Source organism: Klebsiella sp. V115_8, assembly GCF_029967715.1.
Taxonomy (GTDB): Bacteria; Pseudomonadota; Gammaproteobacteria; order Enterobacterales; family Enterobacteriaceae; genus Klebsiella; species Klebsiella quasipneumoniae.
In genome coordinates, this window is sequence record NZ_JASCAR010000033.1 from 1 (window position 1) to 18991 (window position 18991).

The window sequence follows — 18991 nt, forward strand, 5'->3', positions numbered from 1 at the left end:
GGGGGGGTCTGGCGCGGTACGCTCCTTCCGCGACGGGCTCTGTGCTACTATGTGCAGATCACCCCACTCTTTGCAGTTCAGAGTTGAGATAGAGTTATGTCTTCGCGAATTTTAACCTCCCATTTTAGCGGCCTGGAAGAGTTCCTCCAGCAGCACGCGGCGCTGCTGGCGAAATCGACTGACGGCACCGTCGCCGTTTTTGCCAACAACGCCCCGGCGTTCTATGCGCTGACCCCAGCCCGGCTGGCGCAGCTGCTGGAGCTGGAAGCCAGGCTGGCGCGCCCCGGCAGCGACATCGCGCTTGACCCGCAGTTTTTCGACGAGCCCGCCGCGGCGCCGGTTGCGGTGCCGATGGGCAAATTTGCCATGTATGCGGCCTGGCAGCCGGACGCCGACTTTCAGCGTCTGGCCGCGCTGTGGGGCATCGCGCTGAGCCAGCCGGTCACCCCGGAAGAGCTGGCCGCTTTCGTCGCTTACTGGCAGGCGGAAGGTAAAGTGTTTCACCACGTGCAGTGGCAGCAGAAACTGGCTCGCAGCGTGCAAATCAGCCGCGCCAGCAACGGCGGGCAGCCGAAGCGCGATGTGAACAGCGTTAGCGAACCCGACAGTCATATTCCGCGAGGTTTCCGAGGATGAGCATGAAAAACGTTGGCGATCTGATGAAGCGCCTGCAGAAAATGATGCCGGCTCATATCGAACCGGCGTTTAAAACCGGCGAAGAGCTGCTGGCCTGGCAAAAAGAGCAAGGCAAGCTGCGTTCCGAAGCGCTGGAGCGGGAGAACCGCGCGATGAAAATGCAGCGCACCTTTAACCGCTCGGGGATCCGCCCCCTTCATCAGAACTGCTCCTTTGATAACTATCGCGTCGAGTGCGAGGGGCAGATGAACGCCCTCGCCCGCGCGCGTCAGTACGTGGAGGAGTTCGATGGCAATATCGCCAGCTTTATCTTCTCCGGCAAACCGGGCACCGGCAAAAACCACCTCGCTGCGGCTATCTGCAACGAACTGCTGCTGCGCGGGAAGTCGGTCTTAATCATCACCGTGGCCGATATTATGTCGGCGATGAAAGATACTTTCGGCAACCGGGAGACGAGCGAAGAGCAGTTACTGAGCGACCTCAGCAAGGTCGATCTTCTGGTCATTGATGAAATTGGTATGCAGACAGAGTCTCGCTATGAAAAGGTCATTATCAATCAGATCGTTGACCGCCGATCTTCATCCAAACGGCCCACCGGTATGCTGACCAACAGTAATATGGAAGAGATGAATAAGCTGCTCGGCGAACGGGTGATGGACCGTATGCGCTTGGGCAACAGCCTGTGGGTTATCTTCAACTGGGAAAGTTACCGGCACCGCGTCACCGGCAAGGAGTATTAAGAGATATCCGGACGACGACGGCGTTATACTAAAGCGATTCTTCAGTCACGCTTATGAGTCCGTCTATGAAATCGTTAAAAAATGGCTTACTTGCCGCGCTTACCCTCAGCGCATTTACCCTCTCCGGCGCCCACGCCGCCTCCTGGCAGGATTCTCTCAACAGCGCCGCCAGCCAGCTCAGCGGCAGCAGCACCCAGGCCAGCGGCGGCGGAATGTCCATCTCCTCTCTGACCAGCCTGCTCAACGGCAGCAGCCAGTCGCTGACCGCCAGCAGCATGAATAACGCCGCCGGGATCATGTCATATTGCGCCAAACAGAAGCTCGCCTCGGCGACCAGCGCTGATAACGTCAAAAACCAGGTGCTGGATAAGCTGGGGCTCAGCACGCCGGAAAAACAAAAAAAGGACACCAGCTATCTTGATGGCCTACAGGGGCTGCTCAACAGCAATAATGGCCAGCAGCTTGACCTGAATACCCTCGGCAACAGTTCGCTGGCGAAACAGGTGAAAACCAAAGCCTGCGATCTGGTCTTAAAACAGGGCGTTAACTTTCTCTCTTGACGCAGAGGGCCAATGCCGCGTTTGTCGCCTTCGCGACGGCAGCGCGGCCTGAAACGGCTTTTTTCGCCTTTTTCTCCTTGCGCTTCCCCGCCCCGCCCGTTGCGACGCCGATCAAAAAAGGCAACTTCTAAACCAATTCTGAATAACTGCACACTTTCATGACGCTAGAATTGCAGCAAGATGGCGCTGCAATTACAGTGTGGCTTGAAAAGTAATCTGTTCTGCCAGCCGATAACTGGCGTTAATGAGGATGAGCTGTGTCAGAGTTGTTATCCATCGCCTTATTTTTAGCTTCGGTGGTGCTTTATGCCTGGAAAGCGGGTCGTAACACCTGGTGGTTTGCCGCCACGCTCACGGTGTTAGGTCTGTTCGTGGTGCTGAATATCACCCTCTACGCCAGCGACTACTTTACCGGCGACGGCATCAACGACGCGGTACTCTACACTCTGACCAACAGCCTGACCGGCGCCGGGATCGGCAAATACATTCTGCCGGGCGTCGGCGTGGCCGTCGCGCTGGTTGCCGTCTTTGGCGCCCTGGGGTGGGTGCTGCGCCGTCGTCGGCATCATCCTCATCACGTCGGCTACAGCCTGGCGGCGCTGCTGCTGGCGCTGGCCTCGGTCGACGCCAGCCCGGCCTTCCATCAAATCAGCGAGCTGGTGAAATCGCAGTCGCGGGAAGGAGACCCGGACTTTGCCGCGTACTACAAAGAACCGTCGAAGCGTATCGACAATCCGCAGCTGAATCTGGTCTATATCTATGGCGAAAGCCTTGAGCGCACCTATTTTGATAACGATGCTTTCCCCAACCTCACCCCTGAGCTTGGCAGAATAAAAGATGAGGGCATTGATTTCAGCAATACTATGCAGCTGCCGGGGACCGATTACACCATCGCCGGCATGGTCGCATCACAGTGTGGCATTCCGCTGTTTGCCCCGTTTGAAGGCAACGCTTCGGCCTCGGTCTCCAGCTTCTTTCCGCAGAATATCTGCCTTGGCGATATCCTGAAAAACTCCGGTTACGAAAACTATTTTGTGCAGGGAGCTAACCTGCGCTTTGCCGGCAAAGACGTGTTTCTCAAATCCCACGGCTTCGATCACCTGTTCGGGGCGGAAGAGCTCAAAACCACGGTAGCCGATCCAACCTACCGCAACGACTGGGGCTTCTATGACGACACGGTACTCGACGAGACGTGGAAAAAATTCGAAGAACTGTCGCAGTCCGGAAAACGCTTTTCACTGTTCGCCCTGACGGTGGACACTCACCATCCCGACGGTTTTATCTCGCGTACCTGCGAGCGTAAACGCTATGACGTGGACGGCAAGAAAAACCTCTCCTTCAGCGCCGTTAGCTGCAGCCAGGAACATATCGCCGCGCTGATCGAGAAGATCAAAGCCTCTCCCTATTTCAAAAACACGGTCATCGTGGTCTCTTCCGATCACCTGGCCATGAAGAACAGCGCCTGGGATTACCTCAACAAGCACGATCGCAGCAATTTGTTCTTTGTCCTGCGCGGCGATCGGCCGCAGCAGGAGACCCTGGCGGTGAAACGCAACACCATGGATAACGGCGCGACGGTGCTGGATATTCTCGGTGGCGATAACTATATCGGCCTCGGGCGCAGCAGTCTCTCTGGCCAGTCGCTCTCCGGTATTTTCATGAATATGAAAGAGAAGGTCCTGGCCTGGAAACCCGACGTGATCCGCCTGTGGAACTTCCCGAAAGAGATGAAAAACTTCACCATCGACTCGCAGAAGAACATGATCGCCTTCTCCGGCAGCCATTTCCGTCTGCCGCTGCTGCTCCGGGTGTCGAACCAGCGCGTTGAACCGCTGCCGGAGAGCGAATACTCGGCGCCGCTGCGCTTCCAGCTGGCCGATTTCGCGCCGCGGGATAATTTCGTGTGGGTCGATCGCTGCTATAAAATGGGCCAGCTGTGGTCTCCTGAGCTGGCGCTCTCCACCGACTGGTGCGTCTCGCAGGGACAACTGGGGGGTGAGCAGAAGGTCCAGCACGTTGATAAGCCACAGTGGCAAGGTAAGACCGCCTTCAGGGACACCCTTATCGATATGGAGCGCTATAAGGGCAACGTCGATACGCTGAAAGTTGTCGACAACGATATTCGCTATAAGGCCGACAGCTTCGTGTTTAACGTTGCCGGCGCGCCGGAAGAGGTGAAACAGTTTAGCGGCATTTCGCGGCCCGAGTCCTGGGGTCGGTGGTCCAATGCCCAGCTGGGCAGCGACGTGAAGATTGAATATAAAGAGCCGCTGCCGGAGAAATTTGATCTGGTGATCACCGCCAAAGCCTACGGTCCCAATGCCAATAAGCCGATCCCGGTGCGGGTTGGTCAAAGTGAGCAAGTGCTTACACTGGTCAATGATGTGACCACCACGACGCTGCATTTCGACAACCCAACGCGCAGCAATACGCTGACCATCACTCCGCCGGACCCGCAGTCCACCAACGAGGGCAATATCCTCGGCCACTCCCCGCGTCAGCTGGGGATCGGTATGGTGGAGATCAAAGTGGTGAAAAGCGAAGGTTAAAGCCACCTTGCCCGGCGGATATTGGCGCCGGGCAACAGTTTCCGTGGCAGGGTGTTAACAAAACAGCGGCTTGAGGTCGTCAGCCGACAGTCCGGTAATTTTCTGTACCGTCTCTTTGTCGAGGCCATTCTGTAACATGCTGCCGGCAATGCGCAGCGCCTCACGCCGGCTCCCTTCCTGTAAGCCCTCAAGGCGCCCTTCCAGGCGCCCCTCCTGTCGGCCCTCATGCCGACCTTCCTGTCGACCTTCCTGCTTAAGCTTTTGCGCGATAGACATCAATGTCTCCTCATACTGTGGCAGACGGCGGGCCAGCCGGCGGAGAAACACGCCCGGCTCGGCCGTGTTACCGTACTGCAGCATATAGTGAAACAGCATTCTCAACTGCCGGGGATTAGTGTATCCCAGCATCACCACGGCCGCCAACGACTCCGTTATGCCGCTGAGATCGCGCTGGCGAATATGCTTTTGCATCAGCTCCAGCAGGGCGACCCGCCGATGCTGCACGATTTCATCGTCCGGCATGACCGTGACGTCGATCAATGGAAACTGACTGCCGTACAGCCTCTTCGCCAGCTGCGGGTCGGCAAATTCATCCAGCCAGTTGAGGGAAAAAGGATACGGACTGGTTGCGCCATGATAAAAAAGCATCGGCACCACCAGCGGCAGCGTTTTGTGCCCGGCGTCGAGGTGTCGCTGCATCGCGGCAATCGAATAGCGCATTAGACGAAAAGCCATATGATTATCCGGCGAGCTCTGATGCTCTATCACCACGTAAATATATCCCGCCCCGCAGGTGGTTTGCACCGACCACAGCACGTCCGAATACCAGGCGCGTAGATCCTCATCGATAAAGCTCGCCGGTTGCAGCCTCAGAGTAGCGAAATCGCACCGCTGGCGGATCGCTTCGGGAAGATAGAGCATGAGAAAATCATTCGCCGTCTCCGGGTGGCGAAGAAATCGTTTAAACACCGCATCATGCGGCGTGGCGGTTATTCGTTTTTTCATGGCCATCCGCTTGCCTGAAAGAGAAGGAAAGCCGGACTCTACCACCGGTTTTTAACCGGTTGGTTTTGACGATGATTTTCTGGGAAGCGCCTCGGAGAATAGCGGAGCGGCCAGTCTGACTGGCCGCCATAGGCAAGATTTAGTAATCAAACTGCCGATAATAACGGCGGATATTCAGGTCGTGGCCGGTATGGTGCTCAAAGTGGGCCGCCAGCCGGTCCACCAGCAGAGTAGACACCACGCACGGCGCCATAATCCAGCGGAACGCATCATCAATGCCGTTCAGCGGATAGTCGCGCGGGTCGATCACCACCAGATGGTCAGTTATCTTTTCGGCAAAGCGTTCGACGCGCTCGTCCAGCGCCCGGCATTTCCCCTCGCCCTTCACCAGAAACAGCGGGACCTCTTTTTCCAGCAGCTCCAGAGTGCCGTGGAAAAATTCAGCCGAGCTTACCGACTTGGTCCGCTTCCACTGCATCTCTTCGAGAATACACATCGAGAACAGGTAGACCTCACCCCACATTTCCGCGCCGCCAATCCACATCATATAGTCGCTGTCATGGTATTGCGCGGCAATGCTGTCCGCCTGGGGATCGAACTGGCGTTTGGCCTGCAGAAGATTTTCCGGCAGCAACTCGAGCTGGCTGGCAAAACGCGCATAATCCGCAAACTCGCCGTGACGATAAATGACGCGGAAGAATAACCAGTACAGCAGCATATATTCATATTCCACGCCATTTTTGTGGCACATCGGAATATGCCAGCTGGCGGCGGCAGCCAATGGCGAATCGGCATGACGGGTAATGGCTACCACGCGTATCCCCTGCGCCTTGCACCATTCGGCAATGGCCACCGACTCTTTGGTATCGCCGGATTTGGATAACGTCACCACCACTGCATCTTTATTTAATTTTTTATGCCCGCGATGAATTAATTCCGCCGCCTGCTCAAGATAAACCGGCACGCTGGTTAATTCTTTGGCAAACTCATTAATTGCCATCATCGGAGCTAAAGAACCGCCTACCGAGGCGAAAAATAACGCGCTGCAGCCGCTGTCATAAATAGCGTCGGCCACGGTTTCAGCCTGTTTACGCGCAGCGATGATCTCGCGAGCACTGGTCAGGTACTCGTCCTGATTAAAACCCAACATAGTTTTCTCCTGAATAATCAGATTTTACTTTTTAATACGCGGTCAAAATCGTCGAAAATACGTATCGCCAGATCGATGCCTTTTAGCCCGGCGGTATGCCAGGCGAGCATCTGCACGGGGACAATCAGCAGCAGCGGCGCCAGGTGATGCTCGCACGGGCAGTTAAGCGCCAGCGTTTGTTCATCCTCTTCGTCCCCCAGCGTCAGCGTAAAGGCGCGGGCAATCGACGGCGCCATATAGTCGCGCAGCGCCCGGGTTCGCGCGTCCGACGAGTCCTCCATAAACAGCATCACATGGCGGGCATTGGCTTCCAGATAGGGGCCGTGCATATAGGCTTCCAGCTCAAAGCCGCTGGAAGGTACCCGCACCGTCTCGGTAAATTTGGTTTCGAACTCTTTCGCCACGCCAACCAGCGCGCCATAGCCGGTGGCGACAAAGCGCTCGCCGCTCCGCAGCGTTTCGCTATGCCGGTCGATAAAGCGCGAAGTGCGGGCGATGACCTCCGGGATCGCCGCCGCCAGTCGCTGGAATTCGGCAAGATAGTGCTGCTCCTCGGCTTCACTGGCCTTCCCCTGGCTGCGAGCAATCATCAGCGCTATCAGCAGCAGATTGAGCACTGTCGCGCTAAAGCCGCGGGTGACAAACCCTACGCTCTCGATCCCGGTATTGATATCCAGAACGCCATCGCAGGCCCGCCCGGTCGGGCTTTGCGGGTCGGAGGTCAGGGCAAATACCGGCAGTCCTGAGGCCTGTACCTTACGCATCGCCTCCAGCGTCGACGCGCTTTTTCCGCTCTGTGAAATCGCCACCACCAGATCGGTATGCGGGTCGATAGTTTCGTAATGGGTAAAGTTGTACGGCTCTTTAATGTCCACCAGCACGCCAAAGCGTTGTTCAAAGAAATAGCGCGCGCAAAGCGCGGCATTCAGCGACGATCCGGTCGCCAGCAGCAAAATACGCCGCACCGGCTGCTGGCGGGCGAAGGTCTCAATCGCCGCCAGCTTGTGCCGGTAGTCGCGCAGGATCTGCGCCAGACAGGCCGGCTCTTCGCTGATATAGGTCATCATTGTTGGTCGCATAGCTCACTCCCGTTAAAACAATCCGATCCACGAACCCAGAATGCCCACCAGCGCCATTCCGCCGATAATAGAGAGCGGTTTAACCTTCCGCCCCAGCAGCCAGTAGACGATGCCGAAACTCACCAGCGGCAGCATGCAGGGCAGAATGTCGTTGATGATGTCCTGCACCTGAGTTTTGGCCTCCCCGGCCCCGAAGGAGACAGGGATGGTGATATCGATCATTGAGGCGGTCATCGCCCCGACCACCATCAGGCCGATAATCGACGCCCCGTAGGTCAGGCTCTCCATCATTCCGCTCTTCTGGATCCGCTGCAGCACCCCGGTGCCCAGCACGTAGCCCCAGCGGGTAAAGCACCAGCGCACCAGAATGTGCGGCACGTTAAACACCAGCAGAAACAGGATCGGCCCGAGAATATTGCCCTTTAGCGCCAGGCTGGTGCCGATGCCGGTGGCGATCAGGCGCAGCGTTCCCCAGAAGAAGGAGTCTCCCAGCCCGGCCAGCGGCCCCATCAGCGAGGCTTTGACGTTATCAATCGCGTTGGCATCCATATTTTTCTGCTGGCTGTTTTTCTCCTCCATCGCCGTCGTGATCCCCAGCAGCAGGGTGACGATATGCGGCGTGGTATTGAAGAACACCAGATGGCGTTTCAGCGCCCCGGCCAGCTCCTCTTTGCGCGGATAGAGCTTCTTCAGCACCGGGATCAGCGCGTAAACAAAGGCGAGATTCATCTGTCGCTCATAGTTCCACGAGAACTCCATCTGGAAGGAGCGCCAGAACACCCGGCGTAAATCTCGCGGCGTAATTCGCGCTTCTTCCTGCTCCTGCGGCTGCAGGGTCTCTTCAGAAATCATCTTCGTCGTCATCGCTGACTCCTTGTTCTGTCGTGGTACGAGGTGCGCTCAATGCGGTGACGTTAACCATCACCACCGCCACGATGGCGCCGAGAATGGCGATACCGGTAACCGGGATTTTCAAATAGGCCATCAGTACAAAGCCGAGGAAAAAGTACGGCGCCACCTTCTTGTTAATCAGCAACCTGGCGAGCATCGCGAAGCCGAGAGCCGGAATGATCCCGGTGGCCACGCTGAGTCCGTGTTTAATAAATTCCGGGATCGTATCGAGCAGGGATTTCACCGCGTTGCTGCCCACCAGGAATGAGACGGTCACCACCGTGGCAAGCATCAGCGACAGGCCGAATCCGGCAATCAGATGCATCCGCTCAATGCCGCGCGTATCCGCCCGTTCCGCATAGCCGTCCGCTTTCTGGCTGAGCAGCGGTATAAACATCCCCAGATAAACGTTTTTCAGGATCAGGGTCAGGGTGGCGATAGGCAGGCCGAGTAACAGCGCCGTTTCCGTGCCCGCGCCGGAGGTGATGGCGAACGCCACGCCGAGAATACCGCCGGTCACCACGTCGGGCGGGATCGAGGCGCCAACGGAGAACGAACCGATAAACGCCAGCTCCAGCGTCGCGCCCATAATGACGCCGGTCTGCACATCCCCCAGCACCAGACCGGTCAGTAGCCCGGTGACGATAGGCCGGGAAATCAGCGACGTCCCTAAGGCATATTCCGATTGCGCGATAAACGCCACCAGACCCAGTAAGAGAGCCTCTACCATAATCTGTCCTCCGGAATCACACGCATTCCGTAAAAAGCTGTTTGCGATCGTTCGGGACCTGGCGAATCTCCACCTCGACGCCTTTGCCCACCAGTTGTTGCAACTGCTCTATTTCCTCCGGCAATAAATTAATCGCCTTAGAGATATTTTTACTGCCCTCTTTGGCTTTAATCCCGCCGAGATTAATACTTTTTATGTCCCCAACGGCGCTGGCAATACGCCAGGCGTCATTGACCGATTCCACAACAATAAATAAATTATATTTATCGGTAACCCCGCTTTTTATCGCCTCAATAGAATCATTTATATTTTTAATCACCAGCTTCACCGAGGGTGGTTTAGCTAGCTTAATGGTGGTTTTCCGCAGTTCATCCTCAGGGACACTGTCGTTGGCGATTAAAATACAATCGGCGCCGACATATTGGGTCCAGGAAAAGGCTACCTGGCCGTGAAGTAATCGATGGTCAACCCTTAATAACGTAATCATCATGCATCCTCATTTCAGAAGTCTTTATCCATAGTCATCGCCCCGGCAATAGTCTGATTGCAGTACTGAATGCTCTCTTTGGCGTTGATTAATGCTTCAGAAATTAATTTTTCGGTATTATCTTCCGCTGCAGAAATAAGCAGATCAATAATTAATGGTAGATTTAACCCGGACAATAAATGGAAGTGCGGGCGCGATAAAAAACGCACAAACTCATTATTCACGCTACCGGCGAAAATATCCGTAATCACTATCAGCTCATCCTGCGCCGGGAAACGCGCCAGCAGCGCCTCCACCTGCTGCGTCAGATCGACCTCCTCTTCTACATAGGCGCACAGAGTATGAATATCCGGCTGTTTACCGAGGATCAGCTCCACAGAGTTCAACAAACCGTTAGCAAAGGTGCCGTGGCTGGCAAAAATATAGTGTCGTTTCATCCTTACCTCGAAAGCGCATTCCACTGCTTTCTTAATTGCAACCGACGTGCCAGAAACAGTGGCGCGTCGGCTAACGTAAGGACAAAAGGGAGAGAAGCGTTAAAACTCTTGATCTTCCTGAATAAATTCCGTTTCGCGCGTCAGAATATCGTGAATGTAGTACAGTTCTACGGCGGGGATTTTGACACTATATCCGCTCTCTATGACACTAAAGGCCTCGCGCAGCGTCGCCAGCTCGCGCTCCGGACACTGCCTTCCCGCATAATGGGTTGGGGAAGCGTGGCGAATTAACCGCTCTATCAGACAGCTGATATGCACATACAGCGCCACCTTACGTTCGTTGGGCACCTCGTACCCGGCCAAATGCTCATAGCGCAGCAAAAACTGCTCAACCTGGTTGATCACCTTCGCGGTATCGAGGATCGTCACCGACTCGATCACCCGCCGCAGCGAGAAGTTTTTCAGGATCAGGTTGTTGATCTCGCTGACCTGCTCCGCTGTCGCCAGTTCGCCGAAGATACGCATTAGCGGGCGACTTCCCTCCCCCGAGATCAGCGAATCCAGCGAGATCCACGGGAGATCGGCAAGATGCGGATCGAGGGTGCCGACGATCGCCAGCACGTCGTAGCGGCTGAGCATCGGCTCCCGCCGCGCGGGGTCGGCCAGGGTCTCCACATCGCAGGCCACAATATCAACGCCGAGCGCTTCAGGGATGCTGGCTTTTAACAGCGCCGACAGGTTCGCCGCAGCGCCCAGGCCGGTGGCGCAGGTGGTCAAAATCGCCCGCGGTTTATCGGTCTGCGGGTAATAGAGCTGGTGCTCAACTGCCAGATCGTCGCCGATCTCGCGGACGATATCTTCCAGCATATCGCCGTGCAAAATCCGCTCCCCGACGTACATCGCCATGCCGGTGGAGACATTGTTAATAATCGCCACCGGCGTATTCAGGCGACGATTAAAATGGCTGTGAATAGCGTTCAGCGATCCCATATCGACCAGAATGATCAGCCCTGAAGCCAGCGCGTGGCGCTCAATATACGCCATCACCTGATTAGCGATAGCCTCCGGCGTCACGTCGAGCGGCATGTCGAATGACTCAAACAGCGGGCTTTTCAGCAAGCGGTTCGCCACGCTGGCGATGCTGCTGGCGGTGGCGTAACCGTGAGCGAGAATAATCGCGCGGGTCACCTGCTGCTGGCTGGTAGCGCCGTTTTTCTGGAACCACAGCACCAGCAACAGCAGGTCAATACGCTGGGGCTCAATATCCAGCTTCAGCGCCAGCGCGTCGAGGATCGCTTCGCAAAAGCGATACAGCAGCGGGAATTTGTTTGCCAGAAAATCCGCCAGCAGACGGATTTTCTCATTGCTCATCGTGGACGCCGCCTGACGGGAGCGATGGATCAGGTAGTGGCTCAGGGCGTAGAGACAGTTGCCGTTAAACTGGATATTGAAGCGTTTTTCCAGGCGATAATACTCCTCCCGCACCTGATGGGCGATCAGCAGCAACATCTGCGAGCTACTGGCATCCTGGTTATCAAAGATCAGCCGATCGAAGAGGGTTTCAATCTCCTCCCCCATGCTTCTTTGCGCCTCTTCCCAGACCGTTTTTTTATTTAGCACTGCTTCATACAGCGCCAGAATCCGACACTGAACGTCATGGATCAGCCCCTGAACCGGATCGCGCGCCCGCAGCAGCCAGACCAGGCTGGTCTGCGGCTCGATAAGCAGCGGCTCCTTCTGGCCCATGGCTTCACTGAGCGCCGGCGTCGCCGCCATGATATTTTCCGGCAGATCGTGCAGCGTCACGGTCAGCATCTCGCTGCCCGGAGACCTGGCCCAGGCCGATGCAACGGCGTACTTCACCACATTCTTCAGCTCGCCGACGTTGCCTCGATAAACGTACTGCGTCAGAACCTGCAAAAGCCGCGGCGTGAGCTGCAGCCTGGCGGCAAGCGTCCGCGCCTCCTGCCAGAAAAACTGCAGCGTTAGCGCCTCCTTCTCCTCGCGGCTGCGGTGTTGAAGATCGGGCAAGCTGACCAGGATCGGAATACGACGAAGAAAGGTGGTCAGAAACGTGCTGTGAATATCTTCGGTGGTGGCAAACACCAGCCGCAGGGAAATCGGCAGGCCATGGGCGGTCTCTCCCACCCGGTAGATCTCCTTGCGGTCCAGCCAGGTGAAGAGCTTCTCCTGCCCCTGAGCATCCAGTCGATGGACCTCGTCGAGAAACAGCATCCCGCCGTTTGCCGCCTCGAACGCCCCGGCTTTATCGCTCTGCGCGCCGGTAAACGCGCCTTTGACATAGCCAAACAGGTTGGCGGCCAGCAGCTCCGGGTTACTGGCATATTGCGCGCAGTTGAAGCTGACAAAGGGCGCATCGGGCGCCAGCAGGCCCTGGGCGATCGCGAACTCGTGCATCAGCTCCGCCATATAGCTTTTGCCGGTTCCGCTGTCGCCGACGATCAGTAGCGGCAGGCCGCCGTTGGGATAAAACAGCGCGGTTTTCATCTGCTCGATCGGTTTACGCAGGCTGCCGTCATGCCCGGTCAGCAACGAAAAATGGTCCGCCTGTTCCGGCTGGCGGTCACTCTCCGCGAGCAGCTCCGCCATGCTGGCGTACTCGCTGCGGGAAAGGGGGAAGAACTGCTGGCAGAAGGCTTTTTTATGCAGAAAATAGACCGGCCGGGTGTTGATCTTCACCAGCACGTCCTGGGCGACCAGCTGATTGAGATAGTGGCTGGCGGTATTTCTTTGCATCGCGAAACGCTGAGCCAGCCAGCTGGCGGTAAAAACGTCGCTCAGGTTATCCGGATCGAAAAAATCGGTCTGATTTTGCAAAAAAGCCAACAGTTCCGTTTTACGCATTACATCCCCCTCGTCGCCATTACGAAGAGATATGATGCGGCAAAAGAGAGGCTTATCGACGCCCCGTGCTGTTTTTTGCGGCCCAGCGCACACTCCCGCCTAAGCGGACTTCGCTGCGGCACACTCCATCGTCATTTCATACTGCTGCAGCGATAGCGGCGCATACCCCGCCGCGGCAAACAGCGGCGTAAAGGTTTCCGGGACCGTCACCGACGTGCCGATCCCCGGGAACTGCTGCGCCAGCGCCATCAGCAGCGCTTGCGCCAGCCCCTGGCGACGGGCGGCGGGTTCCACCCATAAAAACTGCAGTACAGGCCGTGAGCCCGAGGTGCTCAGTACCGCGAAGGCGCGCTGTTCCAGGGTCACGACGCGGCATGGCAGGGTGGCGAAGGTAAGCGGATCCATCAGCCAGGGGAGCTGACTGTTACTCTCCTCAACGGCGCGTCGAAGCAGTGCCAGGATCGGATAAGGCTGTAACACGCCAGGCGCCGCAGCCAGAGGCTCTGCGCTCAGGTAGCCGCAGAGCCCATAGCGCCGCGTAAAGCCTAACGACTGATACAGCGCGACGGCCGCGTGGTTATCGCGGATCACCTCCAGGGAAACCGTCTCGATCTCCTGCTGCTGCAGAAACGTCAGCAGCTCCTGCATCAATTTCCGCCCAAGACCTTTGCCGCGCCAGGCCGGGCGCAGGGCAAAGGCCGCCAGGCGAGCCATATTCCCCCGACGCGCGACGATCGCGATCGCCGCCGGTTCATCTCCGGCCAGCCAGACGCGGGAATCGATCAGGCTCATCCCCTCGGCGCTAAAGCGCTGAACAAATCCCTCCACCGACTGGGTCACCGGTACCATATAGGCTTCAAAACAGGCGTTAAGAATATCCGTTAACTGCACGCTGCTGAACTGCGTGGCGGGAACGGCGGTCAGCTCCATATTTTTCTCCCGAAGACTGCTATGCTCAGGTGATGAAAACTAACACTATAACTGCCGGCGCCGGATTACGCCTGACCGAGGAGAGTGATATCGCCCTTCTGCCGGCCATTGAACGTTCCGCCGCTCAGGCATTTCGTCAGATCCCCGCTCTCGCCTGGCTGGCGGACAGCGAGGTGATTAGCGTTGCGCGCCATCATGATTATCTGGAAACGGAACATAGTCTGCTGGCGGTAGCCGCCGGGCAGCCGGTTGGTTTTATTCTTACCGAACCGCTCGACGATGCCTTATTTATCGCCGAAATCGCCGTCCACCAGGCCTGGCAGCATAAGGGCATCGGGCGGATGCTGCTGGAGCAGGTTATCGAGCGCGCCCGGCAAATGGCTTACCCGGCGGTGACCCTCACCACCTTCCGCGAAGTGCCGTGGAATGCGCCGTTTTATACCCGCCTGGGATTCGCCATACTCGATGAGCTGACCCTGCCCGCCGGGCTGGCGGCGAAAAGAGAACAGGAGACCCGGCACGGACTGCCGCCGGAGACGCGCTGCGCCATGCGCCTGGCGTTGTAGACGCCAGCGCTGAATTTAGCGGCGATATATGGTACAAAGTACCAATCAAAACTTACCTGTTGCTACCCGTATGTCCTGGTCAATTGATATTATTTCCTGTATTACCGATCGCTTTGTGGAGCTCACGGCGACCGAAAAGCGCATCGCGCAGTTTATTCTCGATGATGTCGCGGCGGCGGCGGAGCTACCCATCGCCGAGATAGCGCGTCTGACTCAGACCAGCCAGGCGTCGGTCACCCGTTTTGCCCGGGCGCTCGGCTGTAAAGACGTCCGTGAGCTGAAGATGAAGCTTGCGCAATCCCTTGCGGTCGGCCAGCGGTTTATCCTCGATGTTCCGGACCTCGAAGGCGTACAGGGGATCTATGAGTCAATCATCAGCGTGCTGGAGACCAATCGCCGGGCGCTGGATATCGAGGCGTTGAAGCGTGCGGTGAGCTGGTTGAGTGCAGCGCGGCAGATCCTCGCCCTTGGAATGGGCGGCGGGTCAACCATCTGCGCTCAGGAGATTCAATATCGCCTGTTTCGTCTTGGTCTTCCGGTCGTCAGTCAGAGCGACGGTCTGCTGGTACGCATGATGAGCTCGGCGGTGACGCCGCAGGATGTGGTGATTGTGCTGTCTCTGGGCGGCTATACCCCGGAGATTATCGAGAGCGCGGCGATTGCCAGCCAGTACGGCGCGAAGGTCATTGCGATTACCCCCGCCGGGACGCCGCTGGCTGAGCAGGCGGATCTGGTGCTGCCGCTGCTGGTGCGGGAAAACGACTATATCTTCAAGCCCAGCACTTCGCGTTATGCGATGCTGGCGATGGTCGATGTGCTGGCCACCGAACTGGCGATGGCCAACAAAACTCAGGCAAAAGGCAAATTACGTCGTATTAAGCTGGCCCTCGACAGCCACCGCGGCGGCGTCGATCGACAGCCTCTTGGCGACTAGCCACCGGCAGCGGCGATAAACCTCTCCGCCTGCAGGCGGGTACGTTCCACGGCCTGTCCGGCGCGATACAGATCGCTGCCCAGACCGGCTCCGGCGCACCCAGCCCGCATCCAGGTTGCCAGATTTTCCGGCGTCACGCCGCCCACCGCCAGCACCGGCACCTCCGACGGCAGCACCGCTTTCAACGCCCGAATGTAGTCCGGACCGAAAGCAGAAGACGGAAATATCTTCAGCCACTGCGCCCCGGCATCCAGCGCGTTAAACGCCTCAGTCGCGGTGGCGCATCCGGCACAAACCTGCATTCCGTGCGCCACGGCCTGACGGATCACCGCAGGCTGGGTATTCGGCGTCACAATAAGCTTCGCCCCGGCCTCAGCGAGAAAATCGACCTGTTCCACGCGCAGTACCGTTCCCGCGCCTATCATCGCCTGCTCGCCAAACCGCGCAACCATCTGCGGAATACTCTGCTGCCAGTCTGGCGAATTGAGCGGGATTTCGATATAGCGAAAGCCTGCATTGATTAGCGTCTCAATATGATCTGCCGCCTCAGCGGGTTGAATGCCGCGTAAAATCGCCACCAGCTTAATCTTGTTCATGCATTATCCTCGCCATGCCAGCCAGCAATGCCTCATCGCCACTGCAGCTGTTAACCGTCATTCCGCGCGCCTTCATCGCCCGACCGTAGCGGGCATTCAGCGCCGGGTCGCCAACCAGCGTGACGGCAGAAGCACGGAAACGCTGCCCCAGGGTCGCCACCTCCGCGCCAATCAGCAGCCCGGAGAGATAATCGCTGACCGAGCTCGCCGCCAGACCGCCCAGCACCCGGGCGGCCCTGGCGACAAACAGTTCGCTAATCAGCGACGGCTGCGCCAGCCCTTTTTCCAGCCCCCGTTCAAACGCCGCCTCGTCCGGCTGCTGGGCAGGCAGCCCTTTGCCGATCAGCGATTGCGACATCAGCAGATGATGCAGTTCGCCGGTCATCGCCGTGGCAAAATAACGCACCGCGCCGCCCGCCACCTGGACCCATTTGCAGTGGGTGCCCGGCAGCACGTAACACTCCGCCGGCGCCAGCTGGCAGGCCCCCAGCAGCTGCGTCTCTTCGCCGCGCATCACGTTGAAATCCCGGTCCTGTTCAATCTTGAGGCCGGGAATAATCCACACGCCTTCAGCAACGGCGCATAACTGCCGCCCAGGCGCGTCGATCGCCGCCGGACAGTCCAGATACGGCACCGCCTGCCAGCCCGCGTCGCTGCCGATCATCCCGGCCATCAGCACCGGCAGCGCCTGTGCGCCGCGCCAGGGGGCCAAATGCTCCGCGAATACATCGGCAGGCGATCGTCCGTTCAGGCGGGTAATACCCAGCGGCAGCTGCTTCGTTTCGACGCACTTGCCGTTGCGAATCAGCCAGCCGCGCAGCTGGGTAGAGCCCCAGTCGACGGCAATATAATCCTTCATTGTGCTTCTCCTGAGATCTGCACCGCCGTCTTCGCCGGGATCGCCTCCCCTTCCCGCTCCTGGGTAATCATTTCCAGCGCCTGCTGACGGCTGATTTTGCTGGCTGGCGTCATGACGGTGACAAAAATAGCGGAAACAAAGCTGCCAACGACCGACGGAATGCACGGATTGCCCCAGTAAGCCAGCCAGTCGGCCTTAACCAGAACCACAATAGACACCAGCATGCCGCTCAGCAGCGCGGTGAGCGCCCCCTGCCAGTTAAAGCGCAGCCAGAAGCGGCCGAGAATGGAACAGACGAAGAGCCCGGACATCAGCATGGAGATCATTTTGGTGATATAGCTGATGATATCGTTCGAGGTCAGGGCGAAGATCATCGCCAGGCCGATGACGAACGCCAGCATCCAGCGAGAGAGCGTTATCGCCTTATGCGCCGGCGGCATTTTTCCGGTAACGAGGGTATAGACATCCCGCATCATGATGGCCACGGCGGCTATCGCATCGGAGCTGGCCGAAGACATGGTGGCGGAAAGTCCGGCAATCAGGACCACCAGCCCGAGGATCGCCGGTAAGAAGCTGGTGGCGAACAGGAAGGCGTAGTTACTGTTCTCAAGATTGGGGTTCATCGTCCAGGCCGCCATGCCGATGATCGCCGGCAGCACCGAGAAAAACAGATACAGCACGCCGGTATAGACAAACGAGCGCCGCACCGAAGAGACGTCTTTTCCCGAGTAAATACGCTGGCGATAGGAAGGGGTCGCCAGCACGCCGACGCCGATGACCATCGCCAGCGATAGCGCCGGAATGGTCCCCAACTTATCGACCGCAAACAGGCTCATCGCCTTGGGATCCATTGCCTGAACGATGGCATCCCATCCCCCGACGTGAACCACCGCCAGAATCGCCATCAGGATAAAACCGAAAAACAGAATTAATGCCTGAATGGTGTCTGTCCACACCACAGCAGAATAACCGCCGATAATGACGTAAATCGCAAACGCCATGGCAATAATAATTTTTGCCACCGTCAGATTAATTCCTGTCGCCCAGGCTAAATACATACTCCCGCCAAGAATATGCGCCCCCAGCCAGCCAATTGAGGCAATAAATATCATTATCCCGACGAGGTTTTTAATTAAATGGCTGCCCCCTGTGTAATAAGAAAGCTCTTCGCTCATGGTCATAAAGCGCAGCTTGCGCACTGGCGCAAACAGCCAGGCCACCAGTAAAATACCAATGGCGCCGCCCACGCCGTAGAGCATCCCGGCCCATCCATTGCTGTAGCCGAAGCCGACAGCGCCCATACTTGAACCGGTTCCCACCATGGTCGCCACGGTAGACCCCAGCGTCAGGAACAGCGGCAAAGAACGGCCGCCGAGTAAAAAATCCTCACCGCTTTTTTGATGACGGGACACGTACCAGCCAAGCCAAATCATGGCCAACGCGTAAATAATAAAGCCGACTAAAAAGACATGACTATTCATAATTCACATCCTGCCAGTTAATTTTGTAAAGGTAAAAGGCTACGAAGCGCTGAATTATTTCAGCGCTCAAAATGACTGTTTATATTTCTGGTTACTAACTTTTTATGCGCGAGAAGCGTTATAACAGGTCACATCCACTTCGACTTTACAATCCACCACCAGGTCCGCTACGCAGCAGATGCGGGCAGGCGGGTTGTCGCCAAAGAACTCGCGGAAGACTTTATTGAAAGACTGAAAATAGCGCGCATCGGTGAGGATCACTTTAACATGCACCACGTCGGCCAGGGTGTAGCCCGCTTCGGTCATGATATCTACGCAGTTCTGAATCGCCAGACGCGACTGGTCGACAATCCCGCCTTCCACCACTTCCCCGTCCTTCATCGGCGTCTGGCCGGAGACGTACAGCCAGCCTCCCGCTTCCACCGCCCGCGCGAACGGCAGGTGCTGCCCGCCGGTACCGGTACCGCCCTCTACGCCATAACGTTTAATACTCATT

The 18991-nt window shown here is 57.4% G+C and carries 19 protein-coding genes; 6 read left to right on the forward strand and 13 right to left on the reverse strand.

All coding sequences use genetic code 11. From position 1 onward, the window contains the following. The first annotated feature begins 96 nt into the window (after nt 1-96). The 4 genes from dnaT (at nt 97) to opgB (ending at nt 4485) form a co-directional block, all read left to right on the forward strand. Nucleotides 97-636, forward strand: coding sequence for a primosomal protein DnaT (gene dnaT / locus QLG03_RS15240; protein ID WP_032454787.1), 540 nt, complete (start codon nt 97-99; stop codon nt 634-636). Between the two features lie 2 nt (nt 637-638). Then, on the forward strand, nt 639-1376 hold the full coding sequence (gene dnaC / locus QLG03_RS15245; RefSeq protein WP_025999144.1) for a DNA replication protein DnaC: 738 nt from the start codon (nt 639-641) through the stop codon (nt 1374-1376). Between the two features lie 65 nt (nt 1377-1441). After that, the gene (locus QLG03_RS15250) at nt 1442-1936 is read left to right on the forward strand and encodes a DUF2501 domain-containing protein (protein WP_255989585.1); all 495 of its coding nucleotides are present in this window, start codon (nt 1442-1444) and stop codon (nt 1934-1936) included. A gap of 257 nt (nt 1937-2193) precedes the next feature. Further along, entirely contained in the window at nt 2194-4485 is a 2292-nt protein-coding gene (opgB, locus tag QLG03_RS15255; protein WP_023291873.1) for a phosphatidylglycerol--membrane-oligosaccharide glycerophosphotransferase, read from the forward strand. Between the two features lie 54 nt (nt 4486-4539). Here the strand turns inward: opgB and QLG03_RS15260 are convergent, their stop codons facing one another. The 9 genes from QLG03_RS15260 to QLG03_RS15300 all read right to left on the reverse strand — a co-directional run bounded on the left by QLG03_RS15260 (nt 4540) and on the right by QLG03_RS15300 (nt 14059). Beyond that, nucleotides 4540-5496, reverse strand: a complete 957-nt coding sequence (locus QLG03_RS15260) for an Rpn family recombination-promoting nuclease/putative transposase (protein ID WP_255989588.1) — start codon at nt 5494-5496, stop codon at nt 4540-4542. A gap of 133 nt (nt 5497-5629) precedes the next feature. Continuing rightward, entirely contained in the window at nt 5630-6640 is a 1011-nt protein-coding gene (locus tag QLG03_RS15265; RefSeq protein ID WP_032454785.1) for an SIS domain-containing protein, read from the reverse strand. 17 nt (nt 6641-6657) lie between these two features. Then, a complete protein-coding gene (locus QLG03_RS15270) occupies nt 6658-7719 on the reverse strand; it encodes an SIS domain-containing protein (RefSeq protein ID WP_110238192.1) in 1062 nt (353 codons plus the stop codon). Between the two features lie 12 nt (nt 7720-7731). Continuing rightward, nucleotides 7732-8583, reverse strand: a complete 852-nt coding sequence (locus tag QLG03_RS15275; protein WP_023291869.1) for a PTS system mannose/fructose/sorbose family transporter subunit IID — start codon at nt 8581-8583, stop codon at nt 7732-7734. Continuing rightward, the gene (locus QLG03_RS15280; RefSeq protein ID WP_023291868.1) at nt 8561-9340 is read right to left on the reverse strand and encodes a PTS mannose/fructose/sorbose/N-acetylgalactosamine transporter subunit IIC; all 780 of its coding nucleotides are present in this window, start codon (nt 9338-9340) and stop codon (nt 8561-8563) included. The genes QLG03_RS15275 and QLG03_RS15280 overlap by 23 nt, the downstream gene beginning before the upstream one ends. A gap of 16 nt (nt 9341-9356) precedes the next feature. Then, the gene (locus QLG03_RS15285) at nt 9357-9827 is read right to left on the reverse strand and encodes a PTS sugar transporter subunit IIB (RefSeq protein WP_065883323.1); all 471 of its coding nucleotides are present in this window, start codon (nt 9825-9827) and stop codon (nt 9357-9359) included. A 14-nt stretch (nt 9828-9841) separates the two neighbouring features. Further along, complete coding sequence (locus QLG03_RS15290) at nt 9842-10264, reverse strand: PTS sugar transporter subunit IIA (RefSeq protein ID WP_023291866.1); 423 nt, start codon at nt 10262-10264, stop codon at nt 9842-9844. A gap of 99 nt (nt 10265-10363) precedes the next feature. Beyond that, on the reverse strand, nt 10364-13129 hold the full coding sequence (locus tag QLG03_RS15295; protein WP_282473654.1) for a sigma-54-dependent transcriptional regulator: 2766 nt from the start codon (nt 13127-13129) through the stop codon (nt 10364-10366). A gap of 99 nt (nt 13130-13228) precedes the next feature. Then, complete coding sequence (locus QLG03_RS15300) at nt 13229-14059, reverse strand: GNAT family N-acetyltransferase (RefSeq protein ID WP_050534041.1); 831 nt, start codon at nt 14057-14059, stop codon at nt 13229-13231. Between the two features lie 32 nt (nt 14060-14091). On the opposite strand from QLG03_RS15300, the gene QLG03_RS15305 reads away from it, so the two are divergent. Both QLG03_RS15305 and QLG03_RS15310 read left to right on the forward strand, forming a co-directional pair. Further along, the gene (locus QLG03_RS15305) at nt 14092-14625 is read left to right on the forward strand and encodes a GNAT family N-acetyltransferase (RefSeq protein WP_050534042.1); all 534 of its coding nucleotides are present in this window, start codon (nt 14092-14094) and stop codon (nt 14623-14625) included. Between the two features lie 70 nt (nt 14626-14695). After that, nucleotides 14696-15559 (forward strand): MurR/RpiR family transcriptional regulator, encoded by an 864-nt coding sequence (locus QLG03_RS15310; protein WP_032429092.1) that lies wholly within the window; start codon nt 14696-14698, stop codon nt 15557-15559. On the opposite strand, the gene QLG03_RS15315 is transcribed toward QLG03_RS15310, so the two are convergent. The 4 genes from QLG03_RS15315 to QLG03_RS15330 all read right to left on the reverse strand — a co-directional run bounded on the left by QLG03_RS15315 (nt 15556) and on the right by QLG03_RS15330 (nt 18990). Continuing rightward, the gene (locus QLG03_RS15315; RefSeq protein WP_023291861.1) at nt 15556-16155 is read right to left on the reverse strand and encodes a 2-dehydro-3-deoxy-6-phosphogalactonate aldolase; all 600 of its coding nucleotides are present in this window, start codon (nt 16153-16155) and stop codon (nt 15556-15558) included. The two genes, QLG03_RS15310 and QLG03_RS15315, sit on opposite strands and share 4 nt — an antisense overlap. After that, nucleotides 16142-17014 (reverse strand): 2-dehydro-3-deoxygalactonokinase, encoded by an 873-nt coding sequence (locus tag QLG03_RS15320; RefSeq protein ID WP_274578650.1) that lies wholly within the window; start codon nt 17012-17014, stop codon nt 16142-16144. Before QLG03_RS15320 ends, QLG03_RS15315 begins: the two co-directional genes overlap by 14 nt. Further along, nucleotides 17011-18495 carry a sodium:solute symporter family protein gene (locus QLG03_RS15325; protein WP_023291859.1) on the reverse strand — a complete coding sequence of 495 codons (1485 nt, stop codon included), beginning with the start codon at nt 18493-18495 and terminating at the stop codon, nt 17011-17013. Before QLG03_RS15325 ends, QLG03_RS15320 begins: the two co-directional genes overlap by 4 nt. A gap of 102 nt (nt 18496-18597) precedes the next feature. Beyond that, the gene (locus QLG03_RS15330) at nt 18598-18990 is read right to left on the reverse strand and encodes a RidA family protein (RefSeq protein WP_004204205.1); all 393 of its coding nucleotides are present in this window, start codon (nt 18988-18990) and stop codon (nt 18598-18600) included. Nucleotide 18991 lies beyond the last annotated feature (1 nt).